Origin of the sequence: Planococcus lenghuensis (assembly GCF_001999905.1) — a bacterium.
GTDB lineage: Bacteria > Bacillota > Bacilli > Bacillales_A > Planococcaceae > Indiicoccus > Indiicoccus lenghuensis.
Genome location: NZ_CP019641.1, coordinates 14843 through 40142, shown reverse-complemented (window position 1 = coordinate 40142; position 25300 = coordinate 14843). Strand labels below are relative to the sequence as shown.

Annotated in this window: 23 protein-coding genes; 12 read left to right on the top strand and 11 right to left on the bottom strand. The window is 45.5% G+C overall.

All coding sequences use genetic code 11. From position 1 onward, the window contains the following. Positions 1-71: 71 nt before the first annotated feature. Positions 72-2237, top strand: a complete 2166-nt coding sequence (locus tag B0X71_RS18835) for a restriction endonuclease (RefSeq protein ID WP_077591112.1) — start codon at positions 72-74, stop codon at positions 2235-2237. Positions 2238-2273: 36 nt separating this feature from the next. On the opposite strand, the gene B0X71_RS21480 is transcribed toward B0X71_RS18835, so the two are convergent. Then, positions 2274-2510, bottom strand: a complete 237-nt coding sequence (locus tag B0X71_RS21480; RefSeq protein ID WP_232336870.1) for a hypothetical protein — start codon at positions 2508-2510, stop codon at positions 2274-2276. On the opposite strand from B0X71_RS21480, the gene B0X71_RS18830 reads away from it, so the two are divergent. Continuing rightward, a complete protein-coding gene (locus tag B0X71_RS18830; protein WP_232336891.1) occupies positions 2430-3473 on the top strand; it encodes an ISL3 family transposase in 1044 nt (347 codons plus the stop codon). The genes B0X71_RS21480 and B0X71_RS18830 overlap by 81 nt on opposite strands. A gap of 52 nt (positions 3474-3525) precedes the next feature. Here the strand turns inward: B0X71_RS18830 and B0X71_RS21475 are convergent, their stop codons facing one another. Beyond that, positions 3526-4437, bottom strand: coding sequence for a replication initiator protein A (locus B0X71_RS21475; RefSeq protein ID WP_408634158.1), 912 nt, complete (start codon positions 4435-4437; stop codon positions 3526-3528). Between B0X71_RS21475 and B0X71_RS21470 the strand changes: the two genes are divergently transcribed. Then, positions 4321-4728 (top strand): hypothetical protein, encoded by a 408-nt coding sequence (locus B0X71_RS21470; RefSeq protein WP_232336879.1) that lies wholly within the window; start codon positions 4321-4323, stop codon positions 4726-4728. The genes B0X71_RS21475 and B0X71_RS21470 overlap by 117 nt on opposite strands. 89 nt (positions 4729-4817) lie before the next feature. Next, complete coding sequence (locus tag B0X71_RS18820) at positions 4818-5126, top strand: helix-turn-helix domain-containing protein (protein WP_077591110.1); 309 nt, start codon at positions 4818-4820, stop codon at positions 5124-5126. Positions 5127-6302: 1176 nt separating this feature from the next. Here B0X71_RS18820 and B0X71_RS18815 read toward each other — a convergent pair. Both B0X71_RS18815 and B0X71_RS18810 read right to left on the bottom strand, forming a co-directional pair. Next, positions 6303-6662, bottom strand: coding sequence for a DUF5388 domain-containing protein (locus B0X71_RS18815; protein WP_077591109.1), 360 nt, complete (start codon positions 6660-6662; stop codon positions 6303-6305). A gap of 4 nt (positions 6663-6666) precedes the next feature. After that, a complete protein-coding gene (locus B0X71_RS18810) occupies positions 6667-7509 on the bottom strand; it encodes a ParA family protein (protein WP_077591108.1) in 843 nt (280 codons plus the stop codon). Positions 7510-8844: 1335 nt separating this feature from the next. On the opposite strand from B0X71_RS18810, the gene B0X71_RS18800 reads away from it, so the two are divergent. The 3 genes from B0X71_RS18800 to B0X71_RS18790 all read left to right on the top strand — a co-directional run bounded on the left by B0X71_RS18800 (position 8845) and on the right by B0X71_RS18790 (position 12310). Further along, positions 8845-10113 (top strand): MFS transporter, encoded by a 1269-nt coding sequence (locus B0X71_RS18800; RefSeq protein ID WP_198038769.1) that lies wholly within the window; start codon positions 8845-8847, stop codon positions 10111-10113. A 348-nt stretch (positions 10114-10461) separates the two neighbouring features. Then, positions 10462-11136, top strand: a complete 675-nt coding sequence (gene lepB / locus B0X71_RS18795) for a signal peptidase I (protein ID WP_077591105.1) — start codon at positions 10462-10464, stop codon at positions 11134-11136. A gap of 394 nt (positions 11137-11530) precedes the next feature. Next, positions 11531-12310 carry a hypothetical protein gene (locus B0X71_RS18790; protein ID WP_077591104.1) on the top strand — a complete coding sequence of 260 codons (780 nt, stop codon included), beginning with the start codon at positions 11531-11533 and terminating at the stop codon, positions 12308-12310. A gap of 464 nt (positions 12311-12774) precedes the next feature. Here B0X71_RS18790 and B0X71_RS18785 read toward each other — a convergent pair whose 3' ends face one another. Further along, complete coding sequence (locus B0X71_RS18785; protein WP_077591103.1) at positions 12775-13128, bottom strand: hypothetical protein; 354 nt, start codon at positions 13126-13128, stop codon at positions 12775-12777. Between the two features lie 107 nt (positions 13129-13235). Between B0X71_RS18785 and B0X71_RS21105 the strand changes: the two genes are divergently transcribed. After that, positions 13236-13391 (top strand): hypothetical protein, encoded by a 156-nt coding sequence (locus B0X71_RS21105; protein WP_156889973.1) that lies wholly within the window; start codon positions 13236-13238, stop codon positions 13389-13391. Between the two features lie 1155 nt (positions 13392-14546). Here the strand turns inward: B0X71_RS21105 and B0X71_RS18780 are convergent. After that, the gene (locus B0X71_RS18780; RefSeq protein ID WP_232336878.1) at positions 14547-14813 is read right to left on the bottom strand and encodes a hypothetical protein; all 267 of its coding nucleotides are present in this window, start codon (positions 14811-14813) and stop codon (positions 14547-14549) included. Continuing rightward, on the bottom strand, positions 14794-15057 hold the full coding sequence (locus tag B0X71_RS18775; protein ID WP_077591102.1) for a hypothetical protein: 264 nt from the start codon (positions 15055-15057) through the stop codon (positions 14794-14796). The genes B0X71_RS18780 and B0X71_RS18775 overlap by 20 nt, the downstream gene beginning before the upstream one ends. Positions 15058-15272: 215 nt before the next feature. Between B0X71_RS18775 and mobQ the strand changes: the two genes are divergently transcribed. Genes mobQ through B0X71_RS18755 form a run of 4 tightly spaced genes read left to right on the top strand, consistent with a single transcriptional unit; the run spans position 15273 to position 21190 of the window. Beyond that, positions 15273-17333, top strand: coding sequence for a MobQ family relaxase (gene mobQ / locus B0X71_RS18770; RefSeq protein ID WP_198038768.1), 2061 nt, complete (start codon positions 15273-15275; stop codon positions 17331-17333). 15 nt (positions 17334-17348) lie between these two features. Continuing rightward, complete coding sequence (locus tag B0X71_RS18765; RefSeq protein ID WP_232336877.1) at positions 17349-19334, top strand: VirD4-like conjugal transfer protein, CD1115 family; 1986 nt, start codon at positions 17349-17351, stop codon at positions 19332-19334. Positions 19335-19356: 22 nt separating this feature from the next. After that, positions 19357-19578, top strand: coding sequence for a hypothetical protein (locus B0X71_RS18760; RefSeq protein ID WP_077591100.1), 222 nt, complete (start codon positions 19357-19359; stop codon positions 19576-19578). Continuing rightward, on the top strand, positions 19571-21190 hold the full coding sequence (locus B0X71_RS18755; RefSeq protein ID WP_232336876.1) for an ArdC-like ssDNA-binding domain-containing protein: 1620 nt from the start codon (positions 19571-19573) through the stop codon (positions 21188-21190). The genes B0X71_RS18760 and B0X71_RS18755 overlap by 8 nt, the downstream gene beginning before the upstream one ends. A gap of 662 nt (positions 21191-21852) precedes the next feature. On the opposite strand, the gene B0X71_RS18750 is transcribed toward B0X71_RS18755, so the two are convergent. From B0X71_RS18750 to nagA, 4 genes are all read right to left on the bottom strand, one after another. Next, positions 21853-22587, bottom strand: a complete 735-nt coding sequence (locus B0X71_RS18750) for an SIS domain-containing protein (RefSeq protein ID WP_077591099.1) — start codon at positions 22585-22587, stop codon at positions 21853-21855. 62 nt (positions 22588-22649) lie between these two features. Further along, complete coding sequence (locus B0X71_RS18745; protein WP_077591349.1) at positions 22650-23381, bottom strand: GntR family transcriptional regulator; 732 nt, start codon at positions 23379-23381, stop codon at positions 22650-22652. 5 nt (positions 23382-23386) lie between these two features. Then, positions 23387-24127 (bottom strand): glucosamine-6-phosphate deaminase, encoded by a 741-nt coding sequence (gene nagB / locus B0X71_RS18740; protein ID WP_077591098.1) that lies wholly within the window; start codon positions 24125-24127, stop codon positions 23387-23389. Continuing rightward, entirely contained in the window at positions 24124-25293 is a 1170-nt protein-coding gene (gene nagA / locus B0X71_RS18735) for an N-acetylglucosamine-6-phosphate deacetylase (RefSeq protein ID WP_077591097.1), read from the bottom strand. Before nagA ends, nagB begins: the two co-directional genes overlap by 4 nt. Between the last annotated feature and the right edge of the window lie 7 nt (positions 25294-25300).

The window sequence follows — 25300 nt, the reverse complement described above, 5'->3', positions numbered from 1 at the left end:
TTTTTTAAAGGTTATATTTATACTTAAAATAGCTATATTTTTTATCGTTCGGCTAATTTAGGAGGATTGAAATGGATATTGATGTTACAGCTCGTGAGGGTATGCGTTCTTTCATAGATCTAATTAAAGAAATTGATATAGTTCCACATGCACAACGTGATCGAGGAACTTTGTTTGAATTACTTGTTGCTGCTTATTTTGAAAACGAGCCAATGTATGCTCGTTTATTTGATAAAGTCTGGAAATTGAGTGATGTTCCAGCTGAATATAAAATCCCTAAGAAAGATACCGGAGTAGATCTAGTAGCAAGAAAACACGAAACAGGTGAGTTAGTCGCTATTCAATGTAAATTTCACTCAGAAGATACGATTATTCAGAAAGCGCATATCGACTCATTTTTAAATGAAGTCGGAAAGCAATATTATGCGGAAGGGATTATTATTACAACGACAGACCGTTGGAGTAACAATGCCGATGATGCTCTGAAATTTAGAGATAAAACAATTGCTCGTATATCTCTAGCAGATTTAAGAGAAAGTAAGATTGATTGGTCTTCATTTTCTTTTAGCAATCCTACAGCTGTACAACTTCAAGAAAAGAAAAAGCCACGAGTCCATCAGATTCCAGCAATCGAAGCAGTAATGGAAGGATTTAAAACTACAGAACGTGGAAAGCTGATTATGGCTCCAGGTACAGGAAAAACCTATACTTCCATGGCGATTGCTGAAAAAATGGCTTTAGAGAAAAAGGATGTTTTTCGAGTTTTGTATCTTGTTCCAAGTATTCAACTTCTTTCTCAAACTTTAAGAAGCTGGACTGCAGATACAAACTTCAATATGGATGCTATTGCCGTATGTTCAGATAGAAAAGTAACTAAAGCAGAAAGCAATAATGAATTAGAGGACATCGCAGCGGCAGACTTAGGCTATCCTGCTACGACTAATCAAGAGAAGTTACTCTTCTACAAAGATCAGATTGAAAGCAGTGAGTTACCAGGCAATTTCTTGACAGTATTTTCGACGTACCAATCAATTGACGTTGTGATCGAAGCCCAGAAGAACGGTTTCTATGATTTTGACTTGGTTATTTGTGATGAAGCGCATCGCACGACTGGCGCAACTGAGAGCGGAAAAGAAGCTTCAGCTTTTACTAAAGTACATATTGACAGCAATATCAAAACGACCAAAAGACTATACCAAACAGCAACGCCTCGTGTTTATGGAGAGGATGCAAAAAAGAAGGCCGAAGAAATGTCAGTGCTGATCGCTGATATGAGCGATCCTTCCATTTACGGAAAGGAATTCTATCGTATCGGTTTTGGAGATGCAATTCGAAAAGACATTTTGACTGACTACAAAGTAATGGTGCTCGCTGTAGATGAAGAAGTCATAGCTCGTCGGTTCCAACAATTATTGGCTCGGGAATCCGAATTGGAATTTGATGATGTAACAAAAATTATTGGCTGCTGGAATGGTTTAGTAAAAAGAAAAAGCCAGTCAGATGAAACACTTGGAGCACCGATGAAACGTGCAATTGCGTTTACGGGAACAATCAAAGATTCGAAATTGATTACGAACATGTTTTCAACTGTGGTAGATGAATATATTAATGAGGTTAGTGATCAAACAGACCAGTTTTCAGTTGAAATAGATCATGCTGACGGCTCTATGAATGCTCTTCAAAAAAACGAAAAGATCTCTTGGTTAAAATCTGAAATTCCAAATCAAACCTGCCGAATCTTATCAAATGCTCGTTTCTTAACAGAAGGAGTCGATGTGCCTGATTTAGATGCTGTAATGTTCTTAAAACCCCGTAAATCAAAAATAGATATTGCTCAAGCAGTTGGACGTGTTATGCGTAAAGCAGAAGGAAAAGACTATGGTTATGTAATCCTTCCTATTGGTATTCCAGCTGGCCTAGATCCAAATACAGTCTTAGATAATCATGAAAAATATCGCGTCGTTTGGGAAGTTTTAAATGCTTTGCGTTCATTAGACGAGCGTTTTGACGCCACAATCAATCAGCTTGAATTAAATAAAAAGAAACCAGGGCAAATTCAAGTTATTGGAGTTGGTGATTCACCAGAGGATGGCCTTGTAACTCCGAAACCAGGAACAGAACAGTTATCCTTCTCTTTAACAGAGGAAGACTGGTCAGATTTAGAACGTGCAATATATGGAAAAATCGTAAAAAAAGGGCTCATCACCGAAACGTGGGGTTGTGTAAGTGAAAGTTGATTGAACGTAAAAATTAGAAAAAAAGCGAAAACCCCGTTATCGTAATTGTTGACTAGACAAACCACGATAGGAGTTTTCGCTTTGTGCACCCAGTTTATCAAATCCCTGATTCCATTGCCAGCCTTTTTTACCGTCTCTCCGCCATCCGATGAAGCGCCGGCTGTTTTCCCAGTCGATCCGCCGGCCCACTGTATCCGCTGTCCGATTTGTGGCGGAAGAACCCATCGCCATGATCGGAAAATCCGCCGCTTTCGCCATGGGTATGCCTGGCATATTGGTACCCTGTGGATTGAACTAGCCGTTCCCAGACAGCGCTGCTTGGGTTGTGCCTACACGTTCACCTACGATTACGGGCTTGGGCTCATCCGTTATTCCACCGCTGCCTACCGTCGCGAAATCGTCCGTCGCTGCCATGGCCGCGCCCTTTCGGACGTGGCCTCCGAGTATCAGCTGCCATATACCACGGTGGAACGGTGGTTTTACCGGTATGCGCCAGAACAGGCAAAAGAAGAAAAAGCGGAACGGATCTGTGTCGATGAGTTCGCTTTCCGTAAAGGCCATTCCTATGCGACCAGTGTGCTGAATGCCGATACCGGAAGCGTGCTGGCTGTCGCCCGCGGACGGGACGAGGAGGCGATCAAAACTGTCCTGGCAAAGGTGAAGGGATCTGTGAAAGTGGTGGTGAGCGATCTGGCACCCGCCATGGCCAAGGCAATCCAAGCCACCTTTCCGTCCGCCGGCCACATCCTGGACCGTTTCCATATCATTCAATTCTTTACGGAGGCGCTCAAAAGGAGGCGCCGGTATTTGATCGAGGCGAAAAAGCATCACACGGTCCGCTTTATCGACCGTTGCCTGGCGTGTGAGCCGGCGGCTCTTACTGAAGGAGAGCGTGCCTATGTATTCCGCTGGCTGGAGGAAGACAGCCACCTATGCCATCTCTATCAGGCTTTACAGCACATCCGGTATGTCTTCAAAGCGACAACACCTACACAGGCAGGGCGACGGCTTTCCGACTGGATGAAGCGCTATCAGTTCCATGGATGCCGGGCAGCAGCTAAAATCGCAAAGAGCCTGATCGTTAGGGAAACCGCATTACTGGAAACCATTCTGTCCCCTTTATCAAACGGCATTATGGAAGGAACGAACAATAAGATCAAACTTATCAAAAGACGGGGATACGGCTACCGGAACGATGCCCATCTTTTCCTGCGAATCCGCTTGGAGACCGGGTGAACGCCTGTCACCCCCGACTTTTGGTGATGAGCCACATTTTTTTAGTTATATATCAATTTAAGCGCTCGGACATTGATCTTTGTCTTTTCTCGTCCAACTCTTTCAGCAATGCTTGTTTCTCTGCTTCAAAGTTTCGCGGAGAAGAGGTTTGTTCTTCACTGTCCGCGGATGCCGTCTTTTTTTCTTTGTTGGCGTCTTCATGCCGGTATTCTTCGTACCAGTCCGGCAGTTTTTCCTGTCTGCCGGCTACTGGGGCTTGTACAGGCTGGGATTGCTGCTGCAGCCACTTTTTCTTGTCGGCTACCGCTTTTGTCAGGCGAGCCGTGATATTCTGGATACGGCCAGGTGTCTTTTCCAGTGAGAACTGGACCGCATTCGCATACTGATAATCAGTTAGCACGTCTTTATGGGCCCGGTAGTGAAGAATGATTTCGTCAACATTAATTTGATCATCCATCAATCGTTTTTGATTTTTAGACAGGACCTGTTGAAGAACCTCCGGGATATCTGTATCACTCGGGGATGGATGGATCTTATTTTCAGTTTCTTTAAAGTCAGTATCACTAAAGTCAGTATCATTAGGGTTAAAATCTTTAACTTCTTGAGGTAAAGATTTTTTACTTCTTGAAGTTAAATTTTTTAACTTCTGTTGCGCGCCAAGGGTTTCAGTGTCTTTTTTGGGTGAATGAATCTCTTCCACGTCCTCTTCCTCAGCCACTGGCTTCAGCAAATACAGCCGGTTTGACTGCGAGAGGCCCATCCGTTTTTCTTCGAGGAGTTCCGCTTTCTGGAGTTCTTTTTTGATTTTGATGACGGTGGGTTTGCTGCAGTTGAGGATCTCCCCTAAGTGCTCATTTCCGTACAGGAAGTAAATGTTCCCTTCTTCGTCATACCAGGAATTGCGGATGGACAGTTCCAGCCGATCCTGGAGGATCGCAAAGGCAATTTTTGCGTCATTGCTCATTTTTTTATAACGGGAGCTGGTAAAAAAGAGTTTGGGGAGCCGGTAAAAGCGTTCGGCGGTTTCTTCCTGGATATTGTATTTCTTGGTCATGGTGAATCTCCTTCCGTTCCGTTAATGGGTTCTTGGAAAGAGAAATTTCGAAGGAGTTGCGGGACTGCTGAACAGGTAGATATGCCTGTTCACGGCTGCGGAGATTATGCTATAATAAGCGTAATCAAGTTAACCTTGAAATTTCTCTACGTGGAAACTCTGCTGTTGACGGTCGGCCAAACTCACCAACAGCAGAGTTAGTAGGGATTTTTTTATATATACATAAAATTTTGTTTGAGTATAACATGGATTTCTAAAGACCGGAACCGAAAACCGAAAGGAATCGTTTTATGACTTCCAAAAATGAAAGCGATATTTACGAAAAAATCGGCAGCGCTCTAAAAGCGATCCGGAAAGAGAAAAAGCTGACCCTGCAGGACATCGAAGCGCACAGTGGATTAAATCGATCTACGGTTTCTCTCATCGAGCGGGGAATGCAAAATGTCTCGATCGGCTGGATCGTCCATTATTGCAATACGCTGGATATCGATCCGGCTGAGGTCTTTGTCCGGGCATTCCGTGAAGATTTCCAGAATCAGCAACTGAATAAAATCTTTGAACGCTTTGATGCATATGAAGCCAAAAAAGATGAAACGTAATGTTCTCCTGCCCTCTTAACTCAGAAGAGGGTTTTTTTATGTAATCAAGCTGGGTACATGGATTCCCCTATTGAACCTAATTGAAATCATGCTTAGGAATCCGTTGGGTTTATTTTAGGTGGTTGTTTTGGTAATTCTTAGTTGTGGGATTTTTGTTTTTATATTCCTTATGTAAAATTCTACAGAAGGATACTTATCTCCAAACAAATGCAACAACCAAGAAAAAGCGGTATTGGTCTGGATTTTACCCTCCATCTGCCCCGTTAGGTGGCCCTCACACCCTTATAAAGATCCTTGAGGTATAACAAGTCCTTTCTATCAGCAATTCCTACCAGCGGTCGCTAGCTGCTTATGAAAGTAAATGTGTATTGATATTAAGACCCCGTGACTTTCTTTTAGCTTTGAACAGTCGGTTCTTTTGCCTTTCGCCGACAGATCCCTCCCTGGCTTTATTGCTATAATATTAGCCCTCTAAATTTCATTTCTCTCCATTGCTATAAAGTATCCTGTAAGAGCCTTCTCGCTTCATCACAATTGAGGGGTAGTTCTGTTGTTGACAGATAACTTGGAGAACCGTTTTATTGCTGCTTCAACAGTGAAAAGCTTTTTTATAACTCCGTTGCGACTAAAGTATAAAAGAGAATAGTCCCTCAAACAATGGCGTTTCGCTTTCTCTTATTTGCCTGTAGATTAATCTACGAATCTATAAATCTACACATCTACATATCTACTAATCTATTTGTATATACGTTTACTTGTATACAAATCTACAAATCTATAAATTTACCTATCTACATATCTACTAAAATGAATCTATTGAAAATTTACCTATTATTCCTTGGAACGTTTGATACACAAGCACTTTAACTTTCCTCTAACATTTTTTATAAATCTATACATCTACTTGTAGATTAATCTATACATCTACTTGTAGATTAATCTATATATCTATATGTATATAAATCTACTTGTATATAAATCTACTTGTAGATGCATCTACCGATCTATATATCTACATGTAGACGGCTTTTCAAAATAGAGATTTAGAATGCATTAAGTTGACAAAAGACGGGGGAGTAGAATACCAATCATAATAAAAGAAAAGCTAAGGGAAGCAAAAGAAAAGCACAAAAATAAGAAGCACAAAGTGAAAGCAGGGCCTTCACTTTGTGCTTCTTACTTTAATTTACTTCGATAGAGCTCCAAGATAAGTTCCAGTTGTTTTTTCTCTTCTTTAGATAAGATGTTATTCACGTATTCATCAAACAATATATCTGTCACTTGATCAACCGAGTCAGCAACACCGAGAGTGACGAGAGCATTTAGCTTATGTTTCATTGCAACGCTCACTCGAACAGTAGTCGTCTTTTCAGCTGGCTTTTTTGTTTTAATGGAAGACTTTTCTTTTTCAGAAGGAACCTCAACTACCTTCTCTTGGTGCGCGACCGTAGTTTCTGGGAAAGAAAATGTACTTTTAGGAACGACTGATTCGCTTCGCTCTATTTTTTTGGGCTTTTTTCTTAATAGGTCAGACATTCATTCATTCCTCCCCTGAAACTGCTAGTTCTTCTGTTTGAGCTGCTTTTAGCCGCTCTAAAAATTCTTGAGATACGACTGTATAGTTAGAGATGACATTTCGATCATGCATATCTTCTTCAGTAATACCTGTCATATCAAACCGTTTGAGGCGTTCCATATTTTTTACAATTTGTTGAAATAGATTATGCTCTCCGAAAATCTCTTTGGCGTTTTCCAAAGTAACAATATCAACAGGAGCCTGGTTCTTCAAGAGAACCGGAAGTATTCCCAAGATATCAAGATCAGCATCATATTCGTCAATCAATCCTTGTAAGTAAGAAGTAAAAACTTCGGCGCCCTGCAAGCTTCTTTCCTGTGTCTGCAACACGACTACGACATACTGAGAGGCGAAGAGAGCAGAGTCAGTGATAATAGAGATGGTAGGCGGTACATCAATGAATATGAAATCAAAGTCCTTCTTGAGCGGTTCGAGAAGCGTGGAAAAAAACTGAACTCGATCGACTTCAGATGAAAACTTTTTTTCAAGAAACTTTGGATAAAATGCAAAATCGCTGAAGCTTGGCAATAGATACAGGTTTTCTTTTATAGGTGTAATAATGGAACTTAAATCTTCATCCTGAATAGCTGCCATTAGTGTCTTATCGAATGTAAAGACATCATCTTCGAGATGCGTTTTTGTTCTTAGGAAAAGACTAGTAGCATTTGCCTGTGGATCTTGATCGCTTAATAACACTTTATAACCCATCTTTGCTAAACAGTAAGCAATCATAGTGCTATTCGTCGTTTTTCCTGTTCCACCTTTAAAGTTTCCAAAAGTTACAACTTGGCATTGTCTTTCTTTCATCCTTATCGCCTCCAAATTATTAGGGTGGATTTATGTAATGTTTCATTATACTTAACGTATATAACGATACTATGTAGATTTGTAGACAAGTAGAAAAAACTCATAATTTAAAACTATCATTCTCGATGTTCGTTCGCAATAGATATTCCAATGTTTTTCTCACTTTTATATTTTTATCTACATGTAGATTGGTATACATGTATATTAATCTACATGTATATTTGTAGATTAATAATGTTCATATCTAAATGTGAGTTATATTATTAAAACAAGAGATAGGAGAGGAGTTGAAATGTTCAATTTGCTTCCATATCAAATTGGAAAAGAGGGATAAATCCAGAGGTTCTACAATGAAAATCACGTGCGTTATCATTGCATCGTCCTTTTCGTTAGGAATTGTATCTGGCTGTATCACAGGAGATGATAATCCTGAAGCTTTAGAGACGGAGTCTGGGACTTCAGTTGATGCAGAAACAAGGACACAAGAGAATAGATCCATAGAAATCGTACTTCCTAACTCATTCACAGACGAACAAGTGATGTTAAATTTTCCTGAAGACTTTGATACCGTACTAGATACCATATAGACAGGGACTGAAATCAGCGGTTTTATTACAGCAGAGGCGGAAAGCGCTAGACTCTGGATTAAACTATCAAAACGGTAACAGTTCATTCTACTACTTGTGGTTACGGGATAGTTGTGGTCGTTTTAGTCCAAGCGATGGAAGTGATAAAAGCTTCTCAATGACTCCTCAAGCAACGGAAGCATCACGAGGTCTTATCCCAAGTGATTAAGCAACCCTATTACGAATCTAGAGCGGGAGTTCTAGCTGTTAAGATATTAATTAACAGTTCGACCGTATTGTTAAATAACTACCGACAAAAAATGAAAAATAAGGGCGCGTGTCCGAGTACAAAAAAGTCGGGGACTGACTAAATGTTAAGAGATAGTGGAAAGACGGTTGTCTCGAATGTATCGCAATAACCATCTTATTGGGCAATAATGATTGAATAACAAAGCCGAGCTACTTCATTCATGAAGTGCTCGGCTTTTATTATTGCTTTTATTAAGTTAACGATTCGACCACATCTTCAATCGTCAATATAAAATCAACAAAGCCCCTTTTCTATTGTTCAACCAGTAGGTTACACTAAAAAGGAAACTATTACCAGAAAGAAGCGGGCCGTATTGGCAGTTTTGTAGCTAAGTTTTACGTGTTGTGCTTCCAGCATTATCCCTGATAATTGAATCAGACGCTCTTATCATTGGCGGCTTCTTTTTATGAAGGACTAACAGATGCAATCCAGACCGAAAAGACAGTAGGGGGAATGCAAATGAACAAAACGCCTGAAGTAAAAGCTCACGTATTGAAAAACCGACCCTTTGCCTTTTTGTGGATCGGGCAGAGCATCTCCCTTTTTGGGCTGGCCATTTATGCGACCTGTCTGCCATTTCTTGTGTTTCATGCTGGTGGAGGCGCCGTTGAATTAGGGTTCGCGCATAGTTTCTTTATCATTCCACAGCTTGTTTTCCTGTTAATAAGCGGTGTGTTCGTCGACCGCTGGCCAAGAAAAATCATCCTGCTGATTTGTGATGTGATAAGAGGAATGGCAGTGGCGGGGATTACATTACTGCTTGTGATGGGCTCCCTTAAGTTACCTCATGTTTATGCTTTAACAGGGTTGCTTGGACTCATCAGCACCTTCTACCGCCCTGCGGTTCGGGGCATCATTCCGCAGCTAGTGGCAAAGAATCAATTGATATCTGCCAATTCCCTGCGTTCCATTTCCCAGCAACTAAGCGAAATGATCGGTCCCGTCGTAGCAGGCGCACTTGTCGTGAATATCGGCTTGTATGCAGCGTACGGCATCAACACCGCCACGTTCTTATTATCTGCCTTGCTCGTTTCGGCAGTGGCGGTAAGCCAGGCCAGAAAGCGTATAGCGGTCGACGAGAACGATAAAACCTCTTTCTGGAACGATTTCCGAGATGGCTGGCTGGCACTGAAGAAACGGGAGTGGCTGGGGGCAAGCATCCTTATTGGCTCCTTATCCAATATTGGCATTGCTTCCTTTGATGTGATCATTCTTCCAGTCTTCGCAAACGAGTTCTATGCGGGCGTACTGACATACAGCTGGGTGTTGAGTTCGATGGCGGTGGGCGCGTTGGTCTGTGCTGTTATTATCGGGAAAATCGACAGAATGGCCCACCGAGGAATTCTTTATTATGCCTTCATGAGCTTATCAGGCATAGGGATTCTTTTGCTGTCTTTCAAACCCGAACTGTGGCTGCTTCTTCTGCTAACCGCAATGATCGGGTTTAGTTTAACCGCTTTTATCATCATTTGGGACAGCGCCAGTTTAACCGCTTTTATCATCATTTGGGACAGCGCCATCCAGGAGCTTGTGGAAGAAGATGTGCTGGGACGAATCACCAGTTTTCAAATGTTTGGCGGGTTGGTGTTGCTGCCCGTCAGTTATTGGATATTCGGATTGATTATTGAGAACTTCGGCACGACAAGCTCCATGGCGATTTCGGGAATCAGCATCGTATTGGTTTCAGTGGCAGGGTTAACAAATAGGAAAATCCGAAACTTGAATTAGGGATGTGATTAAAAAGCAGAAACAGGAAGTGAGAAGAAACGGAAGGGCTATTGCTTCATTTAGAAGTCGGCAGCCCTTTCGACCGTTGGATGATTACTTTCATCCAAAAAAACACAAAAAATCCATACAAGCATTTTTGGTCTGTAACACTTATACAAACTAACAGTTCGACCGTATTACCAAGCAATTTCCCAGTGAATAACGAATGTAAAGAAAGGAAATCATCTTCTGCTTTCAAAAGCTAATGCCTCAATCTGAAATTAATAAAATGTTCAAAATATTTACATAAATAAAAGGGGGAATTGGGTCTTTAATGGTAAACTGAAATTAAAAGGAGTGATTTCATTGATGAAAATGAAACTGTCACTGGCAACGGCGCTGTACTCCTTGTTGTTATTGGCTGGTTGCACTGATGGAGCTTCAGAACCTGGGGCTGAATCAGAGAGTGAAGTAGCTGCGAGCGAGGCGATTACAGACCTTGATACGGAACCTGTCGTTCCAATTGTGACAGATGTGACTGCTGACATGGTGGTTTACGATTACAGGTATGATTCGATGGATCGGGGTAATTATGATTACTATGAAAAAGAAGTGGTTATTGATCCGAGTTACTATGAGGAAAATGAGTTTGCTAGAGGAGATGTCATTGCATACAAGGATTCGATCGATGGCTCGTTCACATTGACAAGGATTGTCGGATTACCTGGCGAAAAAGTCAAAATCGAAAGCGGTCAGATTTATGTCAATGGAAAGCAGCTGGATACGTTCTATGGGCGCTACCATCGGAGAGGATCGGATTTGGAAGAACTCAAGAATATGCTAGCAGAAGGCGAGTATGGATTCATGCAATCCAAAGAGAATATAGAGGCTAATGTAAGTATTGCAGAGAAGACGGATGTAGAAGAGGTGACTGTACCTGAGGATCATTTCTATGTCATTGGAGATGACTGGTTTAGAACTCAGTTTAGGGGTCTCCTCTCGCCAGAGCAGATTGTTGGAAAAGTACTTGGATATGATTCTTGAACTTCCATGGAGAATGAGTTGCGTTTGCCGATGTGCACTGAAATCATCGACGTGAAAGAGTAAGAACAACAATTGTATTGAATAATCCTAATGGAGGCCGAATTGATGTCTTCCAAATAAGGGGTGAGTTTTTATTAAAGTAGTAGCTTACTTATTAATTGTTTTTGGGGGTCTATTGATTATCTATGGGATTTTTTCAGTTATCTTTATGTACAGCGAATACGATGATTTTGCAACAATAGCTTATTTATTGCTAGCATTGTTTGAGACAGATTATAGTTGGTTTTGGCTAATAGGAGTTATAGTGCTAGGACTAGGTATAATTCTACTCAAAAGAGCGAAAAATGAAACAACTTAGCAATAGGACGATAATTGAATTTTTAGGAGGGATGTTTTGAAGAAAGCATTGATAGCGATAGTAGTAACACTCGGGTTAATTTTATTCTTATCTTTCTACTTTAGCGGTAGCGAGGAGGAAAAACTGCAACAGGGAAGAGCAGATTTCCTTTCCACAGTAACAGCAGGACTGAATGAACAAGAAGTTTATGACATTTACGTATTTGGAGAAAACGGTGATGTCTCTTCTGATTATGAAAATCAGGTGAATGATATTTTTATGGAGTATGGTGGAAATATAAAAAATTTAACGATTATACCTTACAGTGAAACTGCAGAAACCCCTTACTCAGATTATTTTGAGATGATAGAGGACTATCCAACAATAATCGTTTTTTCAAAAACTGGTATTGCATTTCATAGTGAATCGCCAGAGCAGCTAGAACACTTTTTGTCTTCAGAACTGGGGAAAACGAAAAACGTTGAGTCAATAAATGAAAGTACCGAGGAACGTGTTGCTATGGTAGTGGAAATTGGTCCGACAGATACCGAGGAACTACGATTGATTGAGGATTATGATAAGGTCTCAGGTATTTTGGAAGCTCTAGATGGTTTTGTAGATTGGAAAGAGCAAGGGAAACCACCCGTTGCAGAACGTGAGGGGCTCCAATTGAATGTGATGAATTCTGAGGATAGAGAAACGGTCATCGATTCTTATCAAATCTATTTCAGTGATGAAGAAACTGAAGAAGGATATATCCATTATGTCGATATAGATGCTTATATTGCAATGGATGATGAACAAGAACAAGTGTTGCTAAGTTCCATAGAACAATGAGTTTAAGGATAATGAATCTGCCTTCTGGTAACGGGTTCCGTTTCCTATCGCAAAACGAGAAAATACAGCCTAAAACGACCATCAATTTGTAAGTGAATTGGTGGTCGTTTTTGCATCATATTTTGTACAAATAGTAGAAGCATGAGGAGCACTAATTCGAAATCTGTGCGCCTTTGCTCTTTATTTTGTTTTGTTAGTTGCTGTTCAACAATACGGTCGTATTGTTAATTAGCAAATACAACAAGAGCCTTCCGCTAGGAAGGCTTTTTCAATGTAAATCACAAATTTGGATAGCGCTAAAGTAATCTCGTTAGATTTGCTAGAATTACATGTGAATTTGTTCGTTAAATTTTTTGTTAAACACCTTGATTCCCCCTATTATTTGAAGCCATGCATCGTTCAATTTAATAGATTTAAAATTACTTATTAATTTATCAGTTTCGCTACCACCGTTCTTATGTAATTTATTTCTTGTAATTCATGAATACATGCATGGCGAAAACCAACGTATATTTTTTAACGGCAGCCGGATAAACAGCTTGGATTTTTTCATACAATAGATTCGCTGCCTGCTTTATCGGAAGCTGTTCAGAGTAGATGAGGTATACCTTTACAAGTTCCTCGTCCGAAATGTTCTGCACCAATTCAATATAGCAGTTCATCGACTCGACATGCTTTCGGAAATTGTTGATGGCGTACTGAAAAATTTCAAACATCTGTTGGTTCTTTTTTTTTGCGGACTGCTGTTCCAGCCGGTGATCGAGCCATCTCTCCTGGTCCGGTGTGATAAAGTAAGAGGTAGTGGGATATTTCGTCATCTGCTATCTCCTTTCTGCAGCGATCTGCAATAAGATTCCTGCGAAATCGTACTGCCAATGACCGGTTCATGTTTCAGTATAACGAAAAAGAAAGGGAGGGGAACCGCATGCCGTATATTATCCGTTCCGTAAATGGACTTGTCCTTAGTCAAGAGGACAAAGAGAAGGTGTTTCCAACCAAAGAGGCAGCCGAAGAGGAGCGTGCGTTCCTGCAACAAAATACATCCTTGGACTGGACGATCATTCCGCTCAACGAAACCTAAACCTCGGGATAGAGAAAGCCTGGAAGGTTTAGGTTAATCCATTCAGTTGATTGGTGCGACACTGCAATTAGCAAGCGAAATAGCATAGCAATTCGCAAGTGAATTAGCAGGCTATTCGCGAGCATTGTACCAATACAATTAGCATTGGTTTTAGCAAGCATCTACAGTCGAAATCGAACGGTCTAATTGTTGCTTCTCCCTCGCCTCTCATTCATGTAACGACCATTGAAATTCATCTTGCTTACATCACTTGCTCCTTTAATATGTTATGATAGATACAAAATACTGTGGATTCTATTTGACTTTTCTTAGTCACTTTCCATTTAGGAAAGGAGCTGGCGAAATGTCAGAGAACTTTATTCTTTCTATGTTGAAAACGATTAGCCAGTATAACACCACAGGTATCACTCAAACCTTCAGCAAAGAAAACATGGATTTTATTAGCGTTCGTTCTATATAAAATACACAAAAGTTGGAAGTGACTTTGTTGACTACGCAAGAAACTTTGTTTTTCGATAAGGCTGAAGAGGCAGCGGAAACCATCATCGCCCTTTTAAGCGTCCTTCACGTTCCAAACCGTCCGCTTGAATAAAGCGGGCATTTTCTTTTAATAGCAGCATACTCACTGCTGTCAGAGAGATTTGGAGTGTACTCTTTATCTTTTAAATTCAATCTGTGTTATCTTGAACCTGCAAGCATATGCTTGTATCCTTCTGGCTGATTGGAACCTAAAGCCCTTGCAACACGGAGTGCATAGGTACAGGGCGAAGAAAAGCGGAAAGGGATGTCTATTGAGGGTGCACCCTTTATAGGCATTTTTTATTTCATCCACTAATCTAACGCTCCTATCTTAAATCTATATCTACTCAATCAATATACATCTTCTATAGGAGAAGAACTATTAAGAAATTAAGTACTATCATAAGTGCTATTCAATGGAATTAGCGTCTGTTTCAACATTACTTTTAGCAGTGGTTTTAGCAACTTACATTTATAGTTGTAAGGCTGCTAATTTGCTTGTCAATATATACATTAAACCATATTGATTAGATAGTATTTAAAGGCCCGCGAACCCGGATAGGGATTCGCGGGTTAATTAGGTTATTGTTCTAGGTTTTGTACCACTCAACTGACCGGTTTAGGTTTTAGTTTTTCTTATCTATTTGGCGGCCGTTTACTCTTCACAAATTCCGAAAATGTCCGGAAGATGGTTTCCCGTTCTTCTATTGATAAGTCCTCTAAGGCAAAATACTTTTCGGCAAGAGCCCCGGTTTCAACCAGCCGCTTGGTCCGCGCCTTCCGTTTCTCCCAGTTCGCTCTTCGTTTCGTTTCATTTTCCAATCGTTTTTTCTTTCGTTTCAATTCCGTGATTTGCTGCTTCAGCTCATTCGATTTCGCCAGGTTATTCTGTTTGTTGTTCATGGTGATCCCACTCTGTAAGCTGCGCAGGTTCTTCATGATGTTCAGCCTTTTTAGGTTCTTCATTGACTTGATCGGCCAGCTGATGAATCCATTCGATCGCCTCTTGTTCGGAATCGATATTCCACGCCCTCAGCACTTCCTGGCCGATGTTCTGCTGCATCTGCTGCTCCAGCACTTTTTGTTTTTCCTTCAGTTTTTCGATTTGTTGTTCGATGGTTGAAATCTTTTCAAGATTGTTCCGCATGGTTTTCACTCCTTTTTTATTTATATATAAATATTTTAACATATAAGTAAATAAAGTCTACGAAAAATGGGAATAATATGGTATGATGGATCCGAGTCAAAAGACGAGTGCCCAGTTATACACCACTGTCGTGGTGCTGGGCTTTGGACCTGCCGGTCCTGATTTGTCGCCTTCGGATATTTTCAAACCCAATGAGCAGAAAGGAGAGAAGGGACGTGAGCTACTTCCGCCTGCAGGCCAACATCATCAGCAAGAAAAACCAATCCGCAGTAGCGAGTGCAAGCTACCGCAGCGGGGAAGATTTGTACTCGGAACGGGATGAAGAGCTGAAGTCGTTTAAAGAGCGGGAAGTAGCGCCTGTCTCTTTCATCCTGAAGCCCGATCATGCGCCGGAGTGGGCGCTCGATCGGGAACGGTTATGGAATGAAGTCGAACGAATCGAGAAAGCATGGAACGCGCAGCTGGCCCGTGAAGTGCTCGTGGCGCTGCCGGTCGATCTAGATGAAAAGCAGCAAAACGAACTCGTCCGTTCTTTCGTCCAGGACCAGTTCGTGGATGCCGGTATGGTAGCGGACGTCGCGATTCACCGGGACAAAGAACACAATCCGCACGCGCATATCTTGCTGACGGTCCGGCCATTTGAAGCGGATGGAACATGGGGCAATAAAAAAACACGTCAGTATGAATACGAACCGAACGGCGACATTAAACGGGATGACGAGGGCCGGAAAATCTTCCAGACCGTTTCGGCGACCGACTGGAACGAACGGGAAACCCTCGTGAAGTGGCGCATGCAATATGCGGAAGCGATCAACACGGCTTTTAAGGAAGCTGGCGTTGACAAGACGGTTTCTGCCTTGTCGTTCGAAGAGCGGGGGCTTGATAAAATTGCGCAAGTCCGGCTTGGCCGGAACGAGTACCAGTACGTCAAGCGGATGGAAGAGAAGGGGCTGGAAGCGAAGACCTTCTATCATGAACTGAATCAGGAAATCCGGAAAGCGAATGAACAGATTGCCCAGCTGAACCACAACATTTCCTTCCTCTCCTCAACAGAAAAAATGCAGAATCTGCAGCTCCTCCTTCACCGGCATACGAAAGAGATCACGATGCAGCTGGATGCCGATTATCAAAAGAGCCTGCGCTTTATGAGAGGGCGTTTAAAAGAAGAGCTATCCTTCAAGAACGTGAAAAACGAACTCGAAGGCTTGTACCGCTGGGAGGAACGATCGCTTGAACCAAAACAAGTGAAAGGGCAAGTGACGCACGCGATACTGGACGCATCCCATCAGGCGTATCTCGCAGGGGATAAAACGGCATTGACGAACCAGGGCTTTTCATCCGACCGGTTTCATGACCGGTTCACTGCCCGGCTTGATGCGTTCGAAGCACAGGAAGAAGCACTTAAAAAGAACAGCCAAACCAACGAAACAGTCACCGCACACACGGAGCGAACTTACCGGGTCTACAGCCTGATCACGCATAATACCTTCAATGATCTGTACCCGGATTTGGATGAGCGGCACCAGTTTAATGACCGGACGACTGCTTATAAAGCGGCGGTCATCGAAGCGGCTTTAAGCGGCGATTGGCACCGCGTTCCGGCTACGGAAGATGTAGAGACGGAACTTCACCTGAGCGAGCTGGAAAAGGCATGTACGCTCGCTGAGAAGGCGACCGAAAGCATCCGGATTCAGGCAAGAGTCCGGGATAAACTGGGCGCAGAAAAAGCGAAACTCGTCCGCGAGGGGCAGAAGCTGGACGCCATCTACCAAACTTCTTTAAAGTTAAATACGGCACAGCAGCTGATTGGGCGGTACGAAGAAAAAGCCCAGCTCCACGACCGGCAGCTGGGTGAACTGATCCGTGCAACATTCCCGCAGGCAAATGAGCGCGTCCTTCAAAAACTAGAAACGCTTCCGCTGGAGATGAAGACGGACTTGCTCAATCATTACCGCGAAAGTAAGCTGGCTGGAGACGAGCCTTCATTGCCGGATTGCTTGCAAGCAGCACGGAAGAGCCAGGAGCAGCGAGAAGCCCAACACGAACAGTACCGGCAGTCGCAGGACCATCCGTTCTATCGCGGACTCCCTGCCCGTGAACAGGAAAAAGGGCACTTGCCGGGCGGCACTGCCGGCATCGACTTGATGGACGAACTCGTCCGGCAATCCGCACAGCCGAATCCACGCACCAAAGAAACCGGGCGGATGGACAAATTAAACCGGAAGGGGAAAAACACACGGATGCGGCGCTACCTGGGACTTGAAATTGAACTGTAGAAAGGAGACAGCAACATGCGGAATAAAACGCTGAAAAAAGGCGCTGGCCTTAAAATCAGTATCGTTTTCCTTCTCTCGTTGGTGGTCGGCTATACCATTGCCGGACTCCTCCGCTTCCTGGAAGAGAAGGAGCGACTCGATACTTTACTTTTGGACGGGATCGGGACAATCGAGTTTCTGTTCGGGGAGAGCGGCCGTCAGTCACAGCTGCTGGTTGCGATGCTGGCCATCCTCTTCTTCGTGTGGTTCCTTTCCAAGATGAATTTATTCGAACCGAAGTATGAAGACGCCCACGGCTTTGGGGTACATGGTTCTGCCCGGTTCACGGCACCCCGCGAAGCGGCCAATGGGGTTCAGTTCTCCGAACAGAATACGTTCTATCCGAAGGATTCGGAGAAAACAATGGCAGCTTTAGAAAATGGGCTGATTGTCGGGCGCGTGCCGAACAAGAAACAGCTCCTGATCATCCCTAAATCAACCAAAATCGATAACCGGAACGTCTACATTGTCGGATCCAGCGGAAGCGGGAAAGGCCAGTCGTATGTGATCCCGAACCTTCTCAATAACAAAGAGGAGACGCTGATTGTGACGGATCCTAAGGGAGAGCTGTTCGATCAGACGGCGGCCATCAAGCGGAAGCAGGGGTACCGGGTCTATCAGATCGACTTCATCAAGTTCCAGCAGGACGGGTATAATCCACTGGATTACGTCTTCGATGATCAGGACGCCCAGCGCATTTCCCTCACCGTGGCCAAGAACTCGACGAAAGACGGGAAAGAAGATTTCTTCATGGAACGGGCCCAGAAGATGCTGGCCGGGCTGATTGTGTACTGCAAGACCGAGATTCCAGATGCGTCCATGCAGGATGTGCTGGATGTCTTCAATGAAAAAGTGGCGCCGGATGAAGAAACTTTCCAGCAGTGGGTGGATTCGGAGTTGGGTCAGCATCATCCAGCGTATCAGCTGCTAAAGGGGCTCACGACACTCGGCGGCAACACACGGGCCAGTGTCACATCTTCCTTTGCTTCTCAGATCAGCATCTTCACCTTGCAGAAAATCAGCCAGATGACCCGAGAAAGCGATTTTGATTTCCGGGAATTCCAGGAACATAAAAGCATCCTGTACGTGAAAATGCCGATGGACGAGAACCCGTTCACCGCCCTCACGTCGGTTTTCTTCGATCAGCTGATTGCCCAGTTTTACCGAATGGCCGACGAGAACAGAGGAAAACTCAAGATCCCGACGATCTTCCTGCTCGACGAGTTCGCGAATATCGGAAAGATCGAGAAATATGGACGCGTGCTGGCCACCTGCCGCGGCTTAGGCTTATCGATGAATACCATTGTGCAGGATAATGGCCAACTCGAAGCGATCTACGGGAAGGAAATGACCCGGTCCATTCTCTCGAACCACGACACGCTCCTGTACCTTCGCAGCAAGGACATGGAGACGATCAAGTACTTCTCACAGCTCGCAGGGGAGACAACGGCTAAGATTCAGACCGGTTCGATGAGCCAGAGCGGCGGGTTCATGAGCGGAAAATCGAGTGCCAGCCGAAGCCAGTCGGAACAGTACGTCAAACGCTCGCTTATTCCGGAAGGCGACCTGGCCAACATCGACCGGAATGACAGCTACCTGTTCATCAGCGGCCTTCACCCCATGAAGCTGCAGAAAGCCTGGCAATCCGCTATCTTCGGTGACTACGTTGAGCGTCACACAGAAACGCACGTGCCAGTGCCGGCTGCAGAAAGTTTCAGTTCCTTTAGAAAAGAACAGGAAGCGCAGCAGACAGAGCCTGAAACGGAACCCTTCGCTTCAGGCGGGACCGCTACTCGCGTCATTGAAGAAGAAATCGACCAGTCGGCCCTGTTCGACCTTGATTTTGATGAAGGGGAGGAAGAAGCGGAACAGTTCGTGACGGAAGAAAAACCGGAATCCGAACGGAGCATTTCCGAGCGGCTGCAGGAAAAGGAAGCGACCGATCTTCGGACGCTGCTATAAGACAGAAAGGGGAGAACAGCGGATGCTGGTGACGATCAGTGATATTCTCGCAAGTGATAAACGGATCCTGAGCTTTCGCGATCCGGTGCCATTCGAGGCACTTACATACGAAGGCATCCTCGATTTGGAGGAGGATGTGCTAGACTACGAAGTGGTCTGTTACGCCCCTGTCCGGATTGAAGGCCGGCAGGAGCCCCTATACGAGGCGTGGTACGTCAGAAAGGATGTGATCGATTATGTCTAAGAAGCTGGATCTGACGGATATCAATAAGCGGCTGGAAGAGAACCTGGAAGCCATGCTTCGTGATAACCGGTTCCAGGAAATGCTCGATGTGATGGCCAGCGGACACCAGTATTCGTTCAATAATGTGCTGATGATCGTCTCGCAGCATCCGGACGCCACTATGGTCCGCGGCTTTCGCCAGTGGCAGGAACTCGGCCGCCACGTGAACAAAGGGGAGAAGGGGCTCGATATTTTCGTGCCGCTCTTTAAGAAAATCGAAACGCAGAAGGTCAATCAGCAGACCGGGGAGATCCTGCGGGATGCCAATGGCGATCCACAGACGGAGATCCGGCAGAGCATCAACGGGTTCACGATTGGGAAAGTATTCGATATCTCGCAGACGGACGGAAAAGACATTCCGAATGTCCGGGAATTTGTCCAGAATGACCTCAAGTCTGCCGAATCCCTAACTGAACTGTATGAGCGGTTCATCGATTCAGTGAACCAGAATGAGACCGTTCCGCTTACGATTCAAGAGGAAATGCATGACGGCAAGGGCTACGGCGGCTACTACAATCGGATGACAGATGACATTGTCATCAATACCGCTGTCTCGCAGACCGTGGAGCAAAAGTTCCGGGTGTTGATCCATGAATACGCGCACAGCCAGCTGCATCATCAGGAAAGCGACTTGAACGAGCTGCCGCGCGGGCATAAGGAAGCACAGGCGGAATGCACAGCTTACATCGTCTCACAATATTACGGATTCGATACGTCGCTCTCTTCGACGGGCTATATCGCAACCTGGGCGCAGGATTTGGATTTGGCGAAACAGGCTATTCAGGAAGTGCAATCGACTTCCCGTGTCATGATCGAACAGCTCAATTCCCTGCAGCAGGAAAAGATCAATGAATTTTATCAATCCATCAATCCCGAGAAAGTGAAGGAAGACCTGGAATCGAAGCTCGGCTTCTCGTTTGAGGACAAACCGACCCTGCAGTTGGCGGATGCAAAGAATGGGCTCGTCATCTACGGAACCATCGAGCAAAGCGAGCGGGACCAGCATTACTTCCTCCGGACGAATACGAATCGGATTGTGCCGATTCAGGAAATCGAGGAACGGTACGGGGTCTTGAACGTGCTGGAGAACAACAACGAACTGGTGACGGACTACCGGAAAGTCGAAGATGTACTGGAAGTGACGAAGCTGGACGAAGGGAAGTACGCCGTGACGCTGGAAGGCGGGGACACTTCTCAGCGCACCTTCCAGAAGAAGGCGGAAGCAGACCAGTTCGTCCGGAAAATTGGACTGGCGCAATCACTGAACACCGATCGGTTCCTCTCCAAGTCATCACACCCGGAGAAAACGCGTCTTCACCAAGTGAACGCGCAGCACTTGAATCAGCGGCTGGGGAGTGTCTTGAACGAGAAAAACCTGAAAGCGGAGCACCGAGCAGGGGTTACACTCGGCTGGTATTTGGTGAAAAACCCGCGGATTCAGTCGAAAGCGGAGTTGGGTAAGCAGCTTGAACAGGCAAACGGCCAGTCTGCCCAAATGGCCCGCACAAAAGAGGCGTTCCAACAGATCGGTTCTGCAGTGAAGGATAAAGAGCAGGAATTGGAACGGGAATAACATATACAACACAAGCGGTTGAACGCCAAAGAGTTCAGCCGCTTGTTTTCTATTCATGAAAGCATACGAGTCTAAATTAGAAGTTTTGCCCTCATCCACCTGCCAGCATTCAAAAAGTCATTCGTTTTCTGCTTTGAAAATTTCCTTCATCACATTAGCTTCAGTTTTAGCAAACTGTCGGGCAACTGGACCAGATTCAGCAACTAGTCTTTCAACGGCTGAACCTATCTGCGCTCTGCGATTTTGAAACTTCAGCAGCAATTCCTCTCTCTGGTATAACCTTCTTCCACCAGATCTTCTTCATCGGAAGAATCGTTTCATGATCAATAGACGACTGGAGCATCGGTTCATTTACGAACCGGCGTCGCCGGCTGTCCGACCAAACGAAGCGTGGTAGCCGGTTCACGAAAGAAGATTCATAAAGCAGTATCGACTTTCTTGACGGAAGACCACTCCTAACCGAATTGAGCGGTCTTGTGGTGTAGTAAAGATCCAGGATCGTGAACTACTCGCCATTTAACACGCTTTCAGGCTGTTTGAAGGGAAACTTCTCGACTACTCGCCACTTTTGTTAAGCATCGAAAATGGACCGAGCTACCCCTTAACCAATCAATAATTATGTTAGCGAGCAAGAACGCAATGAAACGCCTTCGAGTTTCTTTCTAAGACAATAAACTGATCCGATCCCGATATTTTTCGATCAACCGCTTGTTGTGTTCATCGGCGCCGTCGAGATTCCCGCTGAGAAAAACAGGCGGTTGGAATCCCTGATCCGCCATTAGCTGAATCGCTTCGCTAAAAATGGCGTTCACGATCGCCGCACCGATTACCGTGGAAGTCGGACCGAATGGAACATCGACGTTTGCGGAATGCAGGACCGCATCCCCTGCCAAAGAATGGTTATCGATTACAAGGTCTGCTGAATCATACAAGTAACGGTCATCGATATGTCGGGACGCTTGGCTCTTCGCATAATTCATCGACGTCAGGGCGATGATAAACGCGCCTTTTTCACGGGCCTTCAGCGCCACGTCGACCGGCACCGGGTTACGGCCTGAAGTGGATACTACAAATACGACATCGCCGTCCCGAAAATCCTGTTCAGTGAGGAAATCTGCCGCATAACCGTTCTGCCGCTCCAACCGGGAAGATGTCAATGCGCCTTCATGGAGCATCAGCGGTTCGATCAATATGGGTTTGACCGGAACCAGTCCGCCTGCCCGGTAAAAAACTTCTTCGGTAAGGAGATGGGAATGTCCACAGCCGAATAATTGAATAATCCCGCCGTTTAGGATGGATGCTGCCACTTTCCCGGCTGCCTCTGCCATCTTTTCTGTTTCATGCTCCTCGACAGACTGGAGAATCTCTTTCACTTTATTGAAGTACACCTCGAGCATTTGCCAACAGCTCCTCCCGATCCAGCTTTCCCTGCTGATTCAAACACGCATTCTACTGCCCCTCACGTCCGATGCATACCCACAGTAAACGTGTACCGGTCTGCCCGGTAGATGCTGCGGACGACCTCGAACGGTTTATCATCCGACAGGAAACTAACGCGTTCGATTTTGAGCACTGCGGCAGCCGATTCGATCTGCAACAGCTTTGCGTCCTCTTTTTTCGCAAGTGCTGCCTCCATGCGCTGGACGGCACGATCAATCGATAATCCCGACTCCTGCTCAATCAAAGAGTACAAGGAATGCTGCAATTGATCTTCTGTCAGTCCCGGCAGCAGCTTGACCGGCAGATAGGACCGTTCGATCGCCATCGGAATACCATCGGCATAGCGGACCCGTTCAACCTGAAACACCTTCTCATCAGTTTTGATGTGCAACTCCTGTGCAATCTCCAGTTCCGGGAAGACAGAGCCAAAACCGACGAGCCGGCTGCTCGGCGTCAGTCCCCGGGCTTGCATGTCTTCTGTAAAACCGGTGAGTCCGGTGAGCGGCTGCTCAACCTTCAGTTTTGGCGCAGCTACAAATGTCCCTCGCCCTTTTTCCCGCTGCAGCAGGCCATCATTCACCAGCTTGGTGACAGCATGGCGGACCGTCATCCGGCTGACCCCGAAAAGTTCCGTCAGCTCCCATTCAGGCGGAATCGCGGTTCCGACCGAATACTTTTCCTCCTCAATCCATCGTTTCAATTCTTCTTGGATCTGAATGTACACCGGCACAGGAGACTCTTTATCCAACACATTGTTCACTTCCCTTCTGCTTTAGCGAGATGGAAGGCTTCCTGATCAGCAATCAGCGTCACATCCGGATGCTTCCGAAGAAATGATGCCGGGAACCCGGTATCAATCGTCCCTTCCAGTAATGTTTTCACAGCTTGGGCTTTCCGTGTTCCGGAAGCAAGCAGCACAATCTTGTCACTCTTTAAAATTGACGCGATCCCCATCGTAATGGCGTGCGTCGGCACTTGTTCAGGCGAATCAAAAAATCGGGCATTGTTCTTCCGGGTGGATTCCGCGAGAGAGACACAATGGGTAAGACTATCCTCCGGCGTCCCGGGTTCATTGAACCCGATGTGGCCATTCGTTCCTATCCCGAGGATCTGCAGATGGGCCGGGCCGATTTCGTCGATCAATGCCTCATATCGCCGACACTCCGCTTCAACCGGTCGCGCCAGGCCATCTGGGATGTATGTGTTTTCCTCCCGGATATCGAGATGATGGAACAAATTCTTATTCATAAATTGATAGTAGCTGTTCGGGTGGTTCTTGGCCAGCCCTCTGTATTCATCAAGATTGACCGTCCGCACATTCCGGTAGGAGATCCCGCGGCTGTTGAATCCTTCGATCAATTCCCGGTACAGCCCGAGCGGAGTGGATCCTGTCGCCAGTCCTAGCACGGGATTACTACGCCGCTGGATTTCTTGTTCAACGAGCCTTGCCGCTTCGCTGCTCATTTCCTCATAATTGGCGACGTTCAGAATCTTCATTTCGCAACCTCCCTGAAATAAGCGATTTCACCTCTGCAAACGGTCAGCTGGACATTGAACTGTTCATCCAGTAAGACAATATCCGCATCATTACCGGCCGCGAGACGCCCTTTGCGCTCAAGCCCGAGTTCCTTGGCGGCGTTCGCGGAAGTCATCGCAACGAGTTCCCTTACGGAACAGCCGGTGGCGGCCCGGACATTTTTCACGGCCTGCTCCATCGTCAGGATGCTGCCGGCCAATGTCCCATCCGCCAGACGCGCTTCGTTCCCGCTGACGTTCACTTTCTGTCCCCCCAGCTCATATGTGCCGGACGGCAGTCCTTTCGCGCGCATCGCATCTGTGATGAGAATCAGGTGCTCTGCCCCCTTCTGACGAAAAGCCAGTTCGACCGATTTTTGGTGACTGTGGACAAAATCCGCGATCAGTTCCGCATTCAATCCATCTTCCAAGAGAGCACCGCCCACCACGCCGGGATTCCGATGATGGAACGGGCTCATCTGGTTATACAAATGCGTGACGCGGCTGGCCCCAGCCTGTATGGCATGTTCCACGTCCTCAAAAGTCGCATCGGAATGACCGATGGAAGACAGGATGCCCCGGTTCGTCATCGTTTGTATAAAATCGAGGCCGCCTTCGGTTTCCGGCGCGATGGTAACGAGGCGGATGCGATCCCCGCTGAGTGTCTGCCATTCTTCGAACAGCGGAAGGGATGGCGGAATGATATGGCCGATGGGTTGCGCCCCGGCCCGTTTTGCAGAGATGAACGGGCCTTCCAGGTGGACACCGAGCAGTTCTGCTTGCCCGCTTGTCAGCTGGAATCGCCCAATGGCTTTCAGGGCCGCGGCAATGGCGTCGCCGCGTTGTGTCATCGTCGTCGCCAGAAAACTCGTTGTCCCCTCCTTCGGCAATGCCTGGGCAATCCCTCTGAGCGCTTCCTGCGTCGCATCCATCGTGTCATATCCGGCCGCTCCGTGGATATGCAAATCGATGAATCCCGGAACAGCTGCCCAATTTTTCCCTGTGGCGTCAATGTGTATATCCGCGTCATAGCTTCCGGATTCCATTACGTTCGTAATTTCGCTTCCCTCGATTAATAGATTGCCGGTGAAGCTCTCTTGTTCTGCGTCTCCTATCATTACATTTGAAATCAGCATTGTTTTTGTCATTCAAACC

Coding starts and splice junctions, on each gene's coding strand:
- B0X71_RS18750 (WP_077591099.1), bottom strand. CDS start 22,587: ATGCTCGAGGTGTACTTCAATAAAGTGAAAGAGATTCTCCAGTCTGTC.
- B0X71_RS21480 (WP_232336870.1), bottom strand. CDS start 2,510: ATGCCAGGCATACCCATGGCGAAAGCGGCGGATTTTCCGATCATGGCG.
- B0X71_RS18780 (WP_232336878.1), bottom strand. CDS start 14,813: ATGAACAACAAACAGAATAACCTGGCGAAATCGAATGAGCTGAAGCAG.
- B0X71_RS18835 (WP_077591112.1), top strand. CDS start 72: ATGGATATTGATGTTACAGCTCGTGAGGGTATGCGTTCTTTCATAGAT.
- B0X71_RS18820 (WP_077591110.1), top strand. CDS start 4,818: ATGACTTCCAAAAATGAAAGCGATATTTACGAAAAAATCGGCAGCGCT.
- B0X71_RS21475 (WP_408634158.1), bottom strand. CDS start 4,437: ATGAGCAATGACGCAAAAATTGCCTTTGCGATCCTCCAGGATCGGCTG.
- B0X71_RS18755 (WP_232336876.1), top strand. CDS start 19,571: ATGTCTAAGAAGCTGGATCTGACGGATATCAATAAGCGGCTGGAAGAG.
- B0X71_RS18765 (WP_232336877.1), top strand. CDS start 17,349: ATGCGGAATAAAACGCTGAAAAAAGGCGCTGGCCTTAAAATCAGTATC.
- B0X71_RS18785 (WP_077591103.1), bottom strand. CDS start 13,128: ATGACGAAATATCCCACTACCTCTTACTTTATCACACCGGACCAGGAG.
- B0X71_RS21105 (WP_156889973.1), top strand. CDS start 13,236: ATGCCGTATATTATCCGTTCCGTAAATGGACTTGTCCTTAGTCAAGAG.
- B0X71_RS18800 (WP_198038769.1), top strand. CDS start 8,845: ATGAACAAAACGCCTGAAGTAAAAGCTCACGTATTGAAAAACCGACCC.
- lepB (WP_077591105.1), top strand. CDS start 10,462: ATGAAAATGAAACTGTCACTGGCAACGGCGCTGTACTCCTTGTTGTTA.
- nagA (WP_077591097.1), bottom strand. CDS start 25,293: ATGACAAAAACAATGCTGATTTCAAATGTAATGATAGGAGACGCAGAA.
- B0X71_RS18810 (WP_077591108.1), bottom strand. CDS start 7,509: ATGAAAGAAAGACAATGCCAAGTTGTAACTTTTGGAAACTTTAAAGGT.
- nagB (WP_077591098.1), bottom strand. CDS start 24,127: ATGAAGATTCTGAACGTCGCCAATTATGAGGAAATGAGCAGCGAAGCG.
- B0X71_RS18815 (WP_077591109.1), bottom strand. CDS start 6,662: ATGTCTGACCTATTAAGAAAAAAGCCCAAAAAAATAGAGCGAAGCGAA.
- B0X71_RS18775 (WP_077591102.1), bottom strand. CDS start 15,057: ATGCGGAACAATCTTGAAAAGATTTCAACCATCGAACAACAAATCGAA.
- B0X71_RS18760 (WP_077591100.1), top strand. CDS start 19,357: ATGCTGGTGACGATCAGTGATATTCTCGCAAGTGATAAACGGATCCTG.